Origin of the sequence: Microbacterium psychrotolerans (assembly GCF_031085295.1) — a bacterium.
GTDB lineage: Bacteria > Actinomycetota > Actinomycetes > Actinomycetales > Microbacteriaceae > Microbacterium > Microbacterium psychrotolerans.
This window is the reverse complement of the sequence record NZ_JAVFWO010000003.1, coordinates 882,228-896,831: the sequence shown is the minus strand read 5'-3', so window position 1 is coordinate 896,831 and position 14,604 is coordinate 882,228. Positions and strand designations below refer to the sequence as shown.

Here is a 14,604-nt window from a genome sequence, read left to right as displayed (position 1 = left end):
GCGGGCGGTGCAGGGGGCGCGGTGTACCCGGCGGGCGGCGCCGGCGGCGCGGTGTAGCCGGCCGGCGGCTGGTAGCCCGCGGGGGCGCCGTAGCCGGGCGCGGTGGCCGGGTTGGCGGGGTAGCCGGCGGCCGGCGTCTGCGGCGGGATGCCCGACCACACCGTCTTGTCGGCGAGGAAGTTGCCCGCCCACGGCGCCGCGGGGATCGCGGTGTTCCAGCGCGAGCGGTCGAAGGCGTTGATGCCGAGCCAGACGATCGCGAGGAAGAAGTAGAGGATGAGCCAGACGGCTTCCTTCTGCAGCTTCAGACCCACGCGCCAGGCGGCCAGGAGCGTGTAGAGGAATGCGGCGAGGCCGATGAGGGAGCCGAGCACCGGCACCCACCCGAGCACGATCCCGCCGCCCCACAGCACCAGCAGCCACCACGGGTTGAGGTCGCCGAGCTTCACGAAGATCAGGGTGTTGTACACCGGCACCCACGCGCGCCAGCGTCCCTGCACGCCCGCCTTGTCGAACACCTTCATCAGGAACCACGAGCCGATGACGTAGCCGGCGATCGCGAGCAGGAAGAAGAATGGCGCGAGGACGAGCCAGGCGATGAGCGCCCCTGCCCCGCTGCCGTCGTTGTAGTCCATGGTCATGGTGGAGCGACCTCCGAGAGAGTCGATTCGCGACGCGTCGGGCGCGCCCGCGGAGCCCCTGCTCCGCTGGACACATGCTAGCGACGCTCTCAGCCGCCTGTCAGCATTGACGTCAAATCGAGGGGATGGCCACCTCGAGCGCCGGTGGATAGCCTGAGCAACAACTCCGACCGAAGGGCCGCCATGACCGACCAGACTCCGTCCGCTCCGACTCCCCCGCCCCTGCCGCCGCAGTCGGCGGCAGACGCCGCGCGCGGCGCCGACCCCGACGACACCGGCGTCCCGACGGTCCGCGGCGAGAGCAGCGAGGTCGGCAAGGGATTCTTCGCCGCGCTGTTCGACCTGTCGTTCCGCACCTTCATCACCCGTCGTCTCGCGAGCGTGTTCTACTTCGTCGGCCTGATCGCGATCGCGATCGGGTTCATCGTCTACTTCGTCAGCGGGCTCATCGGCGCAATCTCCATCATGTGGTTCGACGTCGGCGCCGGCATCAGCGGCCTGGTCGCGACCATCATCGTCGTGCCCGTCCTCACCTTCCTCGCGATCATCCTGCTGCGGTTCATCATCGAGGCCGTCGTCGCCCTCATCGCGATCGCCGAGAACACCGAGCGTACGGCGGAGCACACCCGGCGCTGAACGAGCGGATCCGCCGGGCCACCGCGACGCGGCGCGGCGGATCCGGGGCGCATTGCGCGCCGTGACAGGCGCCGTTTGCAGGTCCCGCAACGCGGGGGCAGAGTGGACGGATGCCTGATCTCGCGCCCGCCACGATCCTCGACGCCCCCCATGCCGACGCCACCGTGCTCGACAACGCCCCCTGGCACGCCCTGACCGGGCCCCACGCGAAGTTCGCGATCGGCAACGACCTCGTCCGCCGCTACCCCGAGGACGTCGCGCCGTTCGTCGCGGTGCGCACCTGGGACGATCCCCGCGTCTGGCCGGCGCTCGTCGACCTCGTCGGCCCCGGCACCGAGATCGGGCTGTCGGGGTATGACGGCGAGATTCCCGACGGGTGGGAGGTGGTCGGGCAGGGCGAGGGCGTGCAGCTCGTCGAGACCGACGCGCTCCAGCCGCGCCCCGACCCCGAGGCGATCCTGCTCGGGGCCGAGGACGCTGCCGACATGCTGGCGATCGTCGAACGCAACCAGCCCGGGCCGTTCCGGCCGCGCACGTACGAGCTCGGCCGGTACGTCGGCATCCGCCGCGACGGGCGGCTCATCGCGATGGCCGGCGAGCGTCTGCAGCCCGAGGGCTGGACCGAGATCAGCGCCGTGGCCGTCGACGCCGACCACCGACGGCAGGGACTCGCGTCGCGCCTCGTGCTCGACGTCGCCTTCCACATCCAGGAGCGCGGCGACCGCGCGCTGCTCCACGCCGCAGCGTCCAACGTCGGTGCGATCGCGGCTTACGAGCGCCTCGGATTCGCGCTGCGCCGCCGCAACAGGTTCGCCGCCGTGCGGACCCCGGTGCAGCCGAGCTAGGCGAAGAGCTCGAGCTCGCCGGCCCCGGTCTCGCGCACGCGCAGGCCGGCGGCATCCGCCCAACGGACGAATCCCGCCGCCGACGAGATGCGCGGGCGCTCCTCGGCGAGCCGGCGCACGAGCGCGCCCTTTGCGTGCTTGTTGAAGTGGTTGAGTGCGCGGACGGCTCCGTCGGCTCCCTCGCTCACGACGCGCACGTAGCGCGAGGCGGTGGACGACGGCACCGGGCCGAGACCGACGTACGCTTCGGAGCGCAGGTCGAGCACGAAGCGCGGCGCCAGCTCCTCGATCGCCGCGGTCACCGGATCCGCCCAGACGCGTTTCAGCGACGCGATGCCCGGGAGCGACGTCGAGGGGCCGAGCCGGTAGGCGGGAATCGCGTCGAGAGCTCCCACCGGCCCGAAGGGAGCGGAGTGCAGCAGCACGTGCGTGCCCAGCCAGCGCCGACCGGCGGCAGGAACGGATGCCGCGTCCAGCGCGTCGTACAGCACGCCCGTGTAGCGGTCGATCGCGGCAATCGTGGGGGCGTCGCGCAGCCCCGCATTCACGGCGATCTCACCCCGCTGGGTCGGGCCCAGCTTGAGCACCCGCGCGGCCGCGTCCGCGTCGGCGGACAAGGCGACGAGTGCGTTGATCACCGCTTCGCGCTGCGGCGTCAGCCGCGGCAGCGTCAGCCCGCCCACGTGCAGCGGTGCCGGCCTGCCGCCCGTCCGCTTCGTCTCGGACGGCGGGAGAAGGATCAGCATGACGCTCCGGGAGAAGGCTCGGGCTCGACGCGGCCGGGGAAACGACTCGGCCGATCCCCGAAGGGATCGGCCGAGTGCGAGTGGTGGTGGATCAGGAGATCAGCGCGGCGTTTCCGGCGACGATCGTGAGGTCGTCCCCTTCCATCGACAGGAAGCCGTCCTGCGCGTTGGCGACGATCTTGGTGCCCGAGGTCTCGGTGATTCGCACCTGACCCTCGGCGAGGATCGCGAGCACCGGCTCGTGACCGGTCATGAAGCCGATCTCGCCCTCGACGGTCTTGGCGACGACGAGCGAGGCCTCACCCGACCAGACCTCCGCGTCCGCGGAGACGAGGCTCACCTTGAGCGGCATGTCAGCCGTTCTCCTTCTGGATGCGCGCCCACTGCTCCTCGACGTCGGAGATGCCGCCGACGTTGAAGAAGGCCTGCTCGGCGACGTGGTCGAAGTCACCCTTGACGATGGCGTCGAACGACTCGATGGTCTCCTTGATCGGGACCGTTGAACCCTCGACACCGGTGAACTTCTTCGCCATGTAGGTGTTCTGCGACAGGAACTGCTGGATGCGGCGCGCGCGCGAGACGACGATCTTGTCCTCTTCGGAGAGCTCGTCGACACCGAGGATCGCGATGATCTCCTGCAGTTCCTTGTTCTTCTGGAGGATCTGCTTCACGGCGGTGGCCACACGGTAGTGGTCCTCGCCGATGTAGCGCGGGTCGAGGATGCGGCTCGTCGAGGTCAGCGGGTCGATGGCCGGGTAGAGACCCTTCGACGCGATCTCGCGCGAGAGCTCGGTGGTCGCATCGAGGTGCGCGAACGTCGTGGCCGGCGCCGGGTCGGTGTAGTCGTCGGCGGGGACGTAGATCGCCTGCAGCGAGGTGATCGAGTGACCGCGCGTCGAGGTGATGCGCTCCTGGAGCACGCCCATCTCGTCGGCGAGGTTCGGCTGGTAGCCCACCGCGGACGGCATGCGGCCGAGCAGCGTCGAGACCTCGGAACCGGCCTGCGTGAAGCGGAAGATGTTGTCGATGAAGAGCAGCACGTCCTGCTTCTGCACGTCGCGGAAGTACTCCGCCATCGTCAGGGCCGACAGGGCGACGCGCAGACGCGTCCCCGGCGGCTCGTCCATCTGGCCGAAGACGAGGGCGGTCTTGTCGAAGACGCCCGCCTCCTCCATCTCGCCGATGAGGTCGTTGCCCTCACGGGTGCGCTCACCGACACCGGCGAACACCGACACACCGCCGTGGTCCTGCGCGACGCGCTGGATCATCTCCTGGATGAGGACGGTCTTGCCGACGCCGGCACCGCCGAAGAGGCCGATCTTTCCACCCTGGACGTACGGGGTGAGCAGGTCGATGCTCTTGATGCCGGTCTCGAACATCTCGGTCTTCGACTCGAGCTGGTCGAACGCGGGCGCCTTGCGGTGGATGCCCCAGCGCTCGGTGACCTCGATGGTCTCGCCCGGCACGCCGTTCAGCACGTCACCCGTGACGTTGAACACCTTGCCCTTGGTGACGTCGCCGACGGGGACCGTGATCGGGCCGCCGGTGTCGCGCACCTCCTGGCCGCGGACCATGCCGTCGGTCGGCTTCAGCGAGATGGCACGGACGAGGTCGTCGCCCAGGTGCTGAGCGACCTCGAGCGTGATCTCGGTCGACTCGTCGCCGATCACGATCGTCGTCTTCAGCGCGTTGTAGATGTCGGGGATCGAGTCGTGCGGGAACTCGATGTCGACGACGGGGCCGGTGACGCGGGCGACGCGCCCGACGACCGCCGTCTCGGTCTTGTCAGCGGTGAGGCTCATGGCTTCTTCTCTTTCGTGTGGTCTGATGCGCGCTACTTGCCCGAGGAAAGGGCATCGGCGCCGCCGACGATCTCGGCGATCTGCTGCGTGATCTCGGCCTGGCGCGCGTTGTTGCGCAGGCGCGTGTAGTCGGTGATGAGCTTGTCGGCGTTGTCGCTGGCGGACTTCATCGCCTTCTGCGTCGCGGCGTGCTTGGCGGCCGACGACTGCAGCAGCGCGTTGAAGACGCGGCTCTGGATGTACACCGGCAGCAGCGCGTCGAGCACGGTCTCGGCGTCCGGCTCGAACTCGTAGAGCGGGTACACCTGGGCCGACGACTGCTCCTCGGCCTCGACGACCTCGAGCGGAAGCAGGCGCACCGTCTCGGGCGACTGCGTCATCATGCTGACGAAGCGGTTGTAGACGAGGTGGATCTCGTCGACGCCGTTCTCCTCGCCGCCGCGGTCGTACGCGTCGAGCAGGGTGGCGGCGATCTCCTCGGCCGTGGTGAAGTGCGGCGTGTCGGTGTCACCCGTCCACTCGGCCGCGCTCTCCATGCGACGGAACTGGAAGTACCCGACGGCCTTGCGCCCGATCAGGTAGAACACCGGCTCCTTGCCCTGCTGCCGGAGCAGCTGGGCGAGCTCGAGACCCTCGCGGAGGATCTGCGAGTTGAACGCGCCGGCCAGACCGCGGTCGGACGTGAAGATCACGACCGCGGAGCGGCGGATGGTCTCGCGTTCGACGGTCAGCGGGTGGTCGATGTTGGAGTGCGTCGCCACGGCGGAGACGGCACGCGTCACGGCCCGCGCGAAGGGCGAGGACGCGCGCACACGCGCCATCGCCTTCTGGATGCGCGAAGCCGCGATGAGTTCCATCGCCTTCGTGATCTTCTTGGTCGTCTGAGCAGAACTGATCTTCTGCTTGTAGACCCGGAGTTGTGCGCCCATGGTTGTGACCCAGGCCCGCCTTAGCGGCGACCCTTGACGATCTTCTCCTGGTTCACGTCGTCCGCCTCGGCCACCGCGACCTCTTCGTGGCCCGGCTTGCCGATGGCCTGGCCCTTGCCGGCCTGGAACTCGAGGATGAAGTCGTCGGTCCGCTTCGTGAGCTCGGCGACGGTGTCGTCGTCGAGCACGTTCGTGTCGCGCAGGGTGTCGAGGATCGTCGTGTTGCGACGCAGGTAGTCGAGCAGCTCGCGCTCGAACGACAGCACGTCCTCGACCTCGATCGAGTCGAGCTTGCCGTTGGTGCCGGCCCAGATCGAGACGACCTGCTCCTCCACCGGGTACGGCGAGTACTGCGGCTGCTTGAGCAGCTCGGTGAGGCGCGCACCGCGGGCGAGCTGGCGACGGGACGCCGCGTCGAGGTCGGAGGCGAACATCGCGAACGCCTCGAGCGAGCGGTACTGGGCGAGCTCGAGCTTGAGCGTGCCGGAGACCTTCTTGATCGACTTCACCTGGGCGTCGCCGCCGACGCGCGACACCGAGATGCCCACGTCGACCGCGGGACGCTGGTTGGCGTTGAACAGGTCGGACTGCAGGAAGATCTGGCCGTCGGTGATCGAGATCACGTTGGTCGGGATGTACGCCGAGACGTCGTTCGCCTTGGTCTCGATGATCGGGAGACCCGTCATCGAGCCGGCGCCGAGCTCGTCGGACAGCTTCGCGCAGCGCTCGAGCAGACGCGAGTGCAGGTAGAAGACGTCACCGGGGTAGGCCTCGCGGCCCGGCGGGCGGCGGAGGAGGAGCGACACGGCGCGGTACGCCTCGGCCTGCTTCGACAGGTCGTCGAAGATGATCAGGACGTGCTTGCCCTCGTACATCCAGTGCTGGCCGATGGCCGAGCCGGTGTACGGCGCGAGGTACTTGAAGCCGGCGGGGTCGGACGCAGGAGCCGCGACGATGGTCGTGTACTCCAGCGCGCCGGCGTCTTCGAGCGCGCCCTTCACGGCCGCGATCGTCGAGCCCTTCTGGCCGATCGCGACGTAGATGCAGCGCACCTGCTTCTCGACGTCACCCGACTCCCAGTTGGACTTCTGGTTGATGATCGTGTCGATCGCGATGGCGGTCTTGCCGGTCTGGCGGTCGCCGATGATGAGCTGACGCTGGCCGCGGCCGACCGGGATCATCGCGTCGATGGCCTTGATGCCGGTCTGCAGCGGCTCGTGCACGCTCTTGCGCTGCATGACGCCCGGCGCCTGGAGCTCGAGGGCGCGGCGGCCGACGGTGGCGATCTCGCCGAGTCCGTCGATCGGGTTGCCGAGCGGGTCGACGACACGGCCGAGGTAGCCGTCGCCGACGGCGACCGAGAGCACCTCGCCGGTGCGGGTGACCTGCTGGCCGGCCTCGACACCGGAGAACTCGCCGAGGACGACGACACCGATCTCGTGCTCGTCGAGGTTCAGTGCGAGGCCGCTGGTGCCGTCCGCGAACGTCACGAGCTCGTTCGCCATGACACCGGGCAGGCCCTCGACGTGGGCGATGCCGTCCGCGGCGTCGACGACGGTGCCGACCTCGGTGGCCGCAGCCCCGGTGGGCTCGTAAGCGGCGACGAAGTCCTTCAGCGCGTCACGGATGACGTCGGGGCTGATAGAGAGATCTGCCATTGTTTTCCTTCGTTCATGGGGCCTCGGCCCCGAAAGCTCCGCGCGGTTCCTGTCTCGGCCCCGCCCGGGAAGTCTGTGTCAGCCGGCGAGCCGCTGACGGAGGTCGGCCAGTCGCGCCGACACGCTCGCGTCGATCACGTCGTCCGCGATCTGCACGCGCACGCCGCCCACGACCGTCGGGTCCACGATGGTGTTCAGCGACACCGGGGTTCCGTACCGCTTGGACAGCGCCGCGGTGAGCCGCTCGTTCTGCGCGGCGCTCAGCGGCGCCGCGGCCACGACAGTCGCGACGGCGCGGTTGCGCTGGTCGGCGACGATGTCCGTCGCGCGCGTCAGCAGCTGACGGATGCGCCGCTCGCGGGGCTGGCGGACGAGGGATGCCGCGATCAGCGTCGCGCCCGCGCTCGCGCGACCCTTCAGCAGCGTCTCGACGAGCGTGCCCTTGGCGGCAGAGTCGCCCAGGCGGCGCCCCAGCGCGAGCTCGAGCTCCGGGTTGTCCGCCACGGTCCGCGTGAGGGCGAACAGCTCGGCCTCGACGTCGGAGTTCGGATCGGCGACCGACGCTGCCCGCACCGCGAGCTCCTCGATGCCGTCGACGAGATCGTCGGACGAGGACCAGCGCTGCTCGACGGCGGTCGTCAGCAGCGACGCCGTCGTGGGCTTCACGGACTTGCCGAACACGTCGGCGACGACCTGACGGCGAGCCTCGGCCGGCGCGGCGGAGTCGGCGAGCGCGCCGCTCAGCTGCGACGAGTCGCCCACGGCGCGCGCGACGGCGAACAGCTCGCCGGCGACGTCGAGGTCGACGCCCGACGCGGCGCGCAGCGCCGCCGTCGTCGCCGCCAGGGCCTGAGTGGACGCGCTGCCCATTACGCCTTCGCCCCTTCGGACTCCTCGAGCTCGGCGAGGAAGCGATCGACGACGGCCTGAGCCTTCTTGTCGTCGGAGAGCGTCTCGCCGATCACGCCGCCGGCGAGGTCGAGGGCGAGCGTGCCCACCTCGCTGCGCAGCGACACGAGTGCTGTCTGGCGCTCGGCTTCGATCTGAGCATGTGCGGTCGTCGTCAGACGCGTGGCTTCCGCCGCGGCGTTCTCCTTGGCCTCGGCGACGATCTTCTTGCCGTCCTCACGGGCGGCGTCGCGGATCTCACCGGCCTCCTTGCGCGCCTCGGCGAGCTGCGCGGTGTACTCCTCGAGCGCCGCCTCGGCCTTGCGCTGGGCCTCGTCGGCCTTGGCGATGTTGCCCTCGATCGCCGCTGAGCGCTCGTCGAGCAGCTTCTTCATCCGGGGAAGGGCGACCTTCCAGAAGATGACGAGGATGACGATGAAGCACACCGACGACCAGATGATGTCGTACCAGGCGGGGAGCAGAGGGTTGTGAGTCTCCCCCTCTTCCGCGGCGTACGCGACAAGAGCGTTCAGCATCCTGTCTCCTTAGGACTGTGTATCGGCGATCAGACGAAGATGAAGTAGGTCGCGATGCCGATGAAGGCGAGCGCCTCGGTGAAGGCGATACCGATCCACATGAGCACCTGCAGGCGGCCGGCGAGCTCGGGCTGGCGTGCCACGCCCTCGATGGTCTTGCCGACGACGATACCCACGCCGATCGCGGGACCGATCGCGGCGAGACCGTAGCCCATCGTCGCGACGTTGCCGCTGAGCTCTGCGAGAACCGTAGTTGCGTCCACGGGGGTGTTTCCTTTCGGTTGTGGGCGGCCTTCCGGCCGTCCCGTATCAGTGCTCTTCGGCGACCGCGAGCTGGATGTAGACCGCGGTGAGAAGAGCGAAGACGTACGCCTGGAGGACGGCCACCAGGATTTCGAACAGGGTGAAGACGAAGCCGAATGCGAGGCTGCCCGCGCCGAGCACCGTCCACCAGCCGCCGAGGTCGACGATGAAGAACTGCGTCGCGGCGAAGAACAGGACCAGCAGCAGGTGGCCGACCATCATGTTCATCAGGAGTCGCAGCGTCAGCGTGACCGGCCGGATGATAAAGGTCGAGATGAGCTCGATCGGCGTCACGATGATGTAGATCGGCCACGGCACGCCCGACGGGAACAGCGAGTTCTTGAAGAAGTTCCCCGGGCTCTTCTTGATGCCGGCGTAGATGAACGTGACGTAGCTCACGACGGCGAGCGTCAGCGGCACCGCGATGATGCTGGTTCCGGCGATGTTCAGGAACGGGATGATGCCCGTGATGTTCATGAACAGCACCATGAAGAAGATCGTGGTGAGGATCGGCAGGAAGCGCTGGGCGTCCTTCTTGCCCAGCAGGTCCTCGCCGATGTTGACGCGGACGAAGTCCAGGCCCATCTCGACGAGACTCTGGAACCGGCCGGGGACCACGCGCATGCGGCGGGTGCCGAGCCAGAAGATCAGAACGACGGCGACGGTCGCAAGGAACTGGATCAGGTGGATGCGCGTGATCGGGACGACACCGAACGCGTTGAAGAGGATCTCAGGGAAGAACTCGTCGACCGAGGGTCCGTGGAACACGGGCGGTTCGTCCGCGGCAAAGGGGGCGATCAGGGTCGCAGCATGTATAGACAGCGCTGGCTCCAGCTTCGGGGCACCGGTAAAGACCGTTGCGACGATGGTCGGTGAGCGTCACTCCGCAAGCGCTCACAAGGCGAGCGGGCGGGCGCTCGTTCAGCCTATCAAACTTGTGAGCACGCTGAATCCGCGAGCGGCAAGGCTCAGGACGCGCCGGGGGCGTCGTCCCGTCGGTCGCCGGCATCCGCGTCGGTCGGAAGCTCCACATCGCTCACGTGCGGCACCCTCATCCTCATGAGGACGACGACGTCGATGACGAGCGATGCCAGCACGCTCGCGACGAGCGCGAGGAAGAACACCGGGCCCACGATCCAGGGCTGGTCGCGCAGCACGAAGAGCGCGATGAGGAACACGGCGAACTTCAGGATCCATCCGCCCAGGACGATGCCGAAGAAGATCGGCACGTAGAGCGCGTCGCCGAACCACCGGTTGGCGATCAGGATGCTGGCAGCGGTGATTCCGAGGAAAAGGGCCGCGATGAGCACACCGGCGAGGGCGCTCCACAGACCGTCCGCGCCCGCCACGAGGAATCCGACGACGGCGCCGACGACCGCGAGGATCGCCGTCACCGTCCCGGACCACACCAGAACGGTGCGCAGGATCGGGGTGCTGGAGATGGGGGTGGCGCTCATCGGGCGTCCTCCTGGGCGGGCGCAGGATCGGGCTGCGGTTCGGGTGGCGTGTGCGCCGACGCCGCGTGCGGAGCGCGGCGTCGGGAGGGAAGGAAGGTCACGACGAGGCACGCGGCGATGCCGACCACGCCGTAGAGCGCGCCGAGGAGGTAGTCGCCCGGCCATTCGAGGGTCGTGCCGATGTACATGAGCAGCACGGACAGGCTGACCAGCGCGGTCCAGGCGTAGAAGATGAGCACGGCGTCGCGGTCGGTGTGCCCCATGTCGAGCATGCGGTGGTGCAGGTGCTTGCGGTCGGGCGAGAACGGCGACTTGCCTCGGCTCATGCGCCGCACCACCGCGAGGCCGAAGTCCAGCAGCGGCAGCAGCACCACGACGACGGGCAGGAGGATCGGGATGAACGCACCGAGCAGCTGGGACCGGCCGAACGCGTCGTTGTCGGCGATCATGGCGGGATCGAAGTTGCCGGTGATCGAGATGGCCGAGCACGCCATGAGCAGCCCCAGCATGAGGGCGCCGGCGTCCCCCATGAACAGCCGCGCGGGACTCCAGTTCAGCGGGAGGAAGCCGATGCAGGCGCCGATGAGGACTGCGGCGATGAGCGAGGACAGCGTGAAGTAGGTGCTCGAGCCGATGTCGCGGAACACCATGTAGGAGTAAGCGAAGAAGACCGTGTTGGCGATCAGGCAGACACCGGCGACGAGGCCGTCGAGGCCGTCGATGAAGTTGACGGCGTTCATGACGACGACGATGGAGAACACCGTCAGGGTGAAGCTCGCCCAGCTGGAGAAGATGGCCATGCCGCCGAGCGGCAGCGTGTATATCTGCAGCTGACCGAACCACGCGATGACCCCGGCGGCGAGGAACTGCGCGCCGAGCTTGATCATCCAGTCGAGGTCCCACAGGTCGTCGAGAACCCCGACCACCACGATGAGCGCCGTCGCGCCGAGCAGCGCGTACATCTGCTCGGGATGCGCCCAGACGATGGAGAAGTAGGGATGCTGCGACGACACCGCGAAAGCGGCCAGCACGCCCAGGAACATCGCGATGCCGCCCAGACGCGGCGTCGGCGTCTTGTGGACGTCGCGTTCGCGGATGCCGGGATACAGCTTGTACCGGAGGCTCAGTCGCCAGACCGCCCACGACAGGACGAAGGTGACCGCCGCCGTGAGGAGGATCGTGAAGACGTATTGCTTCACGAGCTGCCGGGCTCCGATGCCTCAGGCGCGTCCGCGGCGGCCGTATCGCTTCCTGAAGCGTCACCGGAGTCGGGTGCGGAGACCGGGATGCCCTCCTCATCAGAGCCCGGGTCGGGCTCGAGCAGGTCGCCGAGCACGTCGCGCAGCTGCGCGCGGCTCACCGCGCCCTCGCGGAGCACCCGCACCCGTGGCTCGGGGCCGCCGATGAGGCTCGTGGCGTCGATGATCGTCGACGGGATGCCGGTCTTCGAGGGCCCGTCGCCGAGGTAGACGGCGACGCTGTCCTGCAGCATCCCCTGCGCGTCCTCGGCGGTGATGCCGGCAGCCATGCCGGTGAGGTTGGCGCTCGACACGGCGAGCGGCCCGGTCTCCTCGAGGAGCTCGAGGGCGATGCGGTGCGCGGGCATGCGCACCGCGACCGTGCCGCGCGTCTCGCCGAGGTCCCACGACAGGGACGGCTGCGCGGGCAGCACGATGGTCAGTCCGCCCGGCCAGAACTCCTCGACGAGGCGCTCGATCGGCTCGGGAACCTCCGCGACGAGTGCGCGGAGCGTCGTGACACCGGCGACGAGCACCGGGGGCGGCGACTGGCGCCCGCGTCCCTTGGCGGCCAGCAGACGGGCCACGGCCTGGTGGTCGAAGGCGTCGGCGGCGACGCCGTAGACGGTATCGGTGGGGATGACGACGAGCTCGCCGCGGGCGATGGCCTGGCGCGCCTGGCGCATGCCGGTGAGCAGCTGCGCCTCGTCACGGCAGTCGAAGATGGGGGACATGTCGCCCGCCAGTCTAATTGCGAGCGGCGTCGACCCCATGACCCGTCCGGGGTCGGCGGTCACGACGACGACGCGGGCGGCGTCGCGAAGGTCGCGCGGTCAGGGTCGCAGGGCCGTCGTGGCGCGGTCGCGCATCGTCAGATCGGGGTGGGTCGCGGTCGCGCGCCACCCGTCTGCGGCGAGGATCCCGCGGATCGCCTCGCCCTGCCATTCGCCGTGCTCGATCACGATCGTGCCGCCGGGGTGGGCGAGGCGCAGGCCCACGCGGCTGAGCACGCGGACGACGTCGAGGCCGTCCTCTCCCCCGTAGAGCGCAGCCGGCGGGTCGAAGAACCGCACCTCCGGGTCGCGCGGGATGGCGGCATCCGGAACGTACGGCGGATTGGAGGCGACCACCGACACGGTTCCGTCCAGCTCGGGAAAGGCGTGGGCGAGGTCGATGAACGCGAGGGTGGCGTTGTCGGCGCCCACCTGCGCGAAGTTCTCCTTCGTCCACACGTACGCGTCGACGGAGTTCTCGGCGGCGAAGACCCGCGCGTGCGGCACCTCTGTCGCCATCGCGAGCGCGATCGCGCCGCTGCCGGTGCCGAGATCGACGGCGATCGGAGACGGGGACGCAGCACCCCGCAGCGCGTCGATCGCCAGCTGGGCGACGATCTCCGTCTCGGGGCGTGGCACGAAGACGCCGGGGCCGACACGCAGCTCGAGGTGACGGAAGGGCGCTGACCCGGTGATGTGCTGCAGCGGCTCGCGCGTGGCACGACGCGCGACCAGCTCCTCGAGCCGGCGCTGATCCGCCGCGGCGATCGCGTCGCCGCGGAAGGCGGCGGCCTGCACTCCCCCGCGACCGACGCGGAGGACGAAAGCGGCCAGCAGCTCCGCGTCGACGGCGGGGTCGGCGATGCCGGCGGCGGCTAGCCGCGCAGTCGCACGCGCGAGCGAATCGGAGAGGAAGGGGGAATCGTCGGGAGAAGCCATGACCGCATCCACTTTAGGGCCGACCCCGGGCGCGCCCGGCCCGTCAGGCCCACTCGCCCCGGCCCGCGGACGGGGCATCACCTGTTCGCCGGCGCGCAAGGGTACTCGGGCACGACCAGGCTTTCGTCACAGAAGGACTCACACGAAAACGCGCCCCCTAGGCTGTTGCTCGACCAGCCGTGACCCGCGAAAGGCCCCGACATGACCGGCATTCATCCCGATATCACCTCCGCCTTCGGCAACACGCCGCTCGTGCGCCTGAACCGCGTCGCGGAGGGTGTCGGCGGGAACGTGCTGGCGAAGCTCGAGTTCTACAACCCGGCCTCCAGCGTGAAGGACCGCCTCGGCATCGCCATCGTCGACGCCGCCGAAGCATCCGGACAGCTGCAGCCCGGTGGCACGATCGTCGAGGCCACCAGCGGCAACACCGGCATCGCGCTCGCGATGGTCGGCGCCGCCCGCGGCTACCGCGTCGTGCTCGCCATGCCCTCGTCGATGTCCGTCGAGCGCCGGCTGCTCCTGAAGGGCTACGGCGCGGAGCTCGTGCTCACCGACCCCGCCGGCGGCATGAAGGGCGCCGTCGCCAAGGCCGAGGAGCTCGTCGCCGAGATCCCGGGAGCCGTTCTCGCCAAGCAGTTCGAGAACGAGGCGAACCCCCGCATCCACCGCGAGACCACTGCCGAGGAGATCCTCCGCGACACCGACGGCCAGATCGACTACTTCGTCGCCGGCATCGGCACCGGCGGCACGATCACCGGCGTCGGCCAGGTTCTCAAGGACCGCGTGCCCGGCGCCAAGGTGATCGCCGTCGAGCCGGCCGACTCCCCGCTGCTGACCAAGGGCACCCCCGGGCCGCACAAGATCCAGGGCATCGGGCCGAACTTCGTCCCCGAGATCCTCGACCAGAGCGTGATCGACGAGGTCATCGACGTCGAGTTCCCCGACGCCATCTCCACCGCGCGCGCGGTCGGCGAGAAGGACGGCATCCTCGTCGGCATCTCGTCGGGTGCGGCGATCTGGGCCGCGCTGCAGGTCGCCGCCCGTCCCGAGGCGGAGGGCAAGAACATCGTCGTCATCATCCCGTCCTTCGGCGAGCGCTACCTGTCGACCGCGCTGTTCGAGGATCTGCGCGAAGATTGACACGTCACGACGGCGCGCCGGCCACCCCGACCCGTTCGGGCGCCGGCGCGCCGTCGCCGTCTTCCCACGCCGC

17 protein-coding genes are annotated in these 14,604 nt (G+C 69.3%); 3 read left to right on the top strand and 14 right to left on the bottom strand.

The features are described from left to right. Positions 1-641: DUF5684 domain-containing protein (locus tag Q9R08_RS13030; protein ID WP_308868471.1), on the bottom strand; the 641-nt coding region annotated here is incomplete at its 3' end. Between the two features lie 183 nt (positions 642-824). Here Q9R08_RS13030 and Q9R08_RS13025 point away from each other — a divergent pair. Together Q9R08_RS13025 and Q9R08_RS13020 are read left to right on the top strand one after the other, a co-directional pair. After that, a complete protein-coding gene (locus Q9R08_RS13025; RefSeq protein ID WP_308868470.1) occupies positions 825-1,277 on the top strand; it encodes a DUF4282 domain-containing protein in 453 nt (150 codons plus the stop codon). A gap of 110 nt (positions 1,278-1,387) precedes the next feature. Beyond that, a complete protein-coding gene (locus tag Q9R08_RS13020; RefSeq protein ID WP_308868469.1) occupies positions 1,388-2,122 on the top strand; it encodes a GNAT family N-acetyltransferase in 735 nt (244 codons plus the stop codon). On the opposite strand, the gene Q9R08_RS13015 is transcribed toward Q9R08_RS13020, so the two are convergent. The 13 genes from Q9R08_RS13015 to prmC all read right to left on the bottom strand — a co-directional run bounded on the left by Q9R08_RS13015 (position 2,119) and on the right by prmC (position 13,391). After that, complete coding sequence (locus tag Q9R08_RS13015; protein WP_308868468.1) at positions 2,119-2,868, bottom strand: YaaA family protein; 750 nt, start codon at positions 2,866-2,868, stop codon at positions 2,119-2,121. The genes Q9R08_RS13020 and Q9R08_RS13015 overlap by 4 nt on opposite strands. Before the next feature lie 91 nt (positions 2,869-2,959). Then, on the bottom strand, positions 2,960-3,220 hold the full coding sequence (locus Q9R08_RS13010; RefSeq protein WP_308868467.1) for a F0F1 ATP synthase subunit epsilon: 261 nt from the start codon (positions 3,218-3,220) through the stop codon (positions 2,960-2,962). 1 nt (position 3,221) lies between these two features. Continuing rightward, positions 3,222-4,670, bottom strand: a complete 1,449-nt coding sequence (gene atpD / locus Q9R08_RS13005; protein ID WP_308868466.1) for a F0F1 ATP synthase subunit beta — start codon at positions 4,668-4,670, stop codon at positions 3,222-3,224. A 32-nt stretch (positions 4,671-4,702) separates the two neighbouring features. Further along, positions 4,703-5,599: a F0F1 ATP synthase subunit gamma gene (locus Q9R08_RS13000; protein WP_308868465.1), complete on the bottom strand. Its 897-nt coding sequence runs from the start codon at positions 5,597-5,599 to the stop codon at positions 4,703-4,705. 20 nt (positions 5,600-5,619) lie between these two features. Next, the gene (atpA, locus tag Q9R08_RS12995) at positions 5,620-7,257 is read right to left on the bottom strand and encodes a F0F1 ATP synthase subunit alpha (RefSeq protein ID WP_308868464.1); all 1,638 of its coding nucleotides are present in this window, start codon (positions 7,255-7,257) and stop codon (positions 5,620-5,622) included. Between the two features lie 78 nt (positions 7,258-7,335). Then, positions 7,336-8,127 (bottom strand): F0F1 ATP synthase subunit delta, encoded by a 792-nt coding sequence (locus tag Q9R08_RS12990; protein ID WP_308868463.1) that lies wholly within the window; start codon positions 8,125-8,127, stop codon positions 7,336-7,338. Beyond that, positions 8,127-8,681: a F0F1 ATP synthase subunit B gene (locus Q9R08_RS12985; protein WP_308868462.1), complete on the bottom strand. Its 555-nt coding sequence runs from the start codon at positions 8,679-8,681 to the stop codon at positions 8,127-8,129. Before Q9R08_RS12985 ends, Q9R08_RS12990 begins: the two co-directional genes overlap by 1 nt. A 29-nt stretch (positions 8,682-8,710) precedes the next feature. Continuing rightward, entirely contained in the window at positions 8,711-8,944 is a 234-nt protein-coding gene (gene atpE / locus Q9R08_RS12980; protein ID WP_045274135.1) for an ATP synthase F0 subunit C, read from the bottom strand. Between the two features lie 46 nt (positions 8,945-8,990). After that, complete coding sequence (gene atpB / locus Q9R08_RS12975) at positions 8,991-9,752, bottom strand: F0F1 ATP synthase subunit A (protein ID WP_308868460.1); 762 nt, start codon at positions 9,750-9,752, stop codon at positions 8,991-8,993. 200 nt (positions 9,753-9,952) lie between these two features. Next, a complete protein-coding gene (locus Q9R08_RS12970; RefSeq protein ID WP_308868459.1) occupies positions 9,953-10,441 on the bottom strand; it encodes a hypothetical protein in 489 nt (162 codons plus the stop codon). Then, a complete protein-coding gene (locus tag Q9R08_RS12965) occupies positions 10,438-11,640 on the bottom strand; it encodes an MraY family glycosyltransferase (protein ID WP_308868458.1) in 1,203 nt (400 codons plus the stop codon). Before Q9R08_RS12965 ends, Q9R08_RS12970 begins: the two co-directional genes overlap by 4 nt. Then, on the bottom strand, positions 11,637-12,413 hold the full coding sequence (locus Q9R08_RS12960) for an L-threonylcarbamoyladenylate synthase (protein WP_308868457.1): 777 nt from the start codon (positions 12,411-12,413) through the stop codon (positions 11,637-11,639). The genes Q9R08_RS12965 and Q9R08_RS12960 overlap by 4 nt, the downstream gene beginning before the upstream one ends. Positions 12,414-12,512: 99 nt before the next feature. Beyond that, positions 12,513-13,391, bottom strand: coding sequence for a peptide chain release factor N(5)-glutamine methyltransferase (gene prmC / locus Q9R08_RS12955; RefSeq protein ID WP_308868456.1), 879 nt, complete (start codon positions 13,389-13,391; stop codon positions 12,513-12,515). Between the two features lie 201 nt (positions 13,392-13,592). On the opposite strand from prmC, the gene cysK reads away from it, so the two are divergent. Then, positions 13,593-14,531 carry a cysteine synthase A gene (gene cysK, locus Q9R08_RS12950; protein WP_308868455.1) on the top strand — a complete coding sequence of 313 codons (939 nt, stop codon included), beginning with the start codon at positions 13,593-13,595 and terminating at the stop codon, positions 14,529-14,531. Positions 14,532-14,604 lie beyond the last annotated feature (73 nt).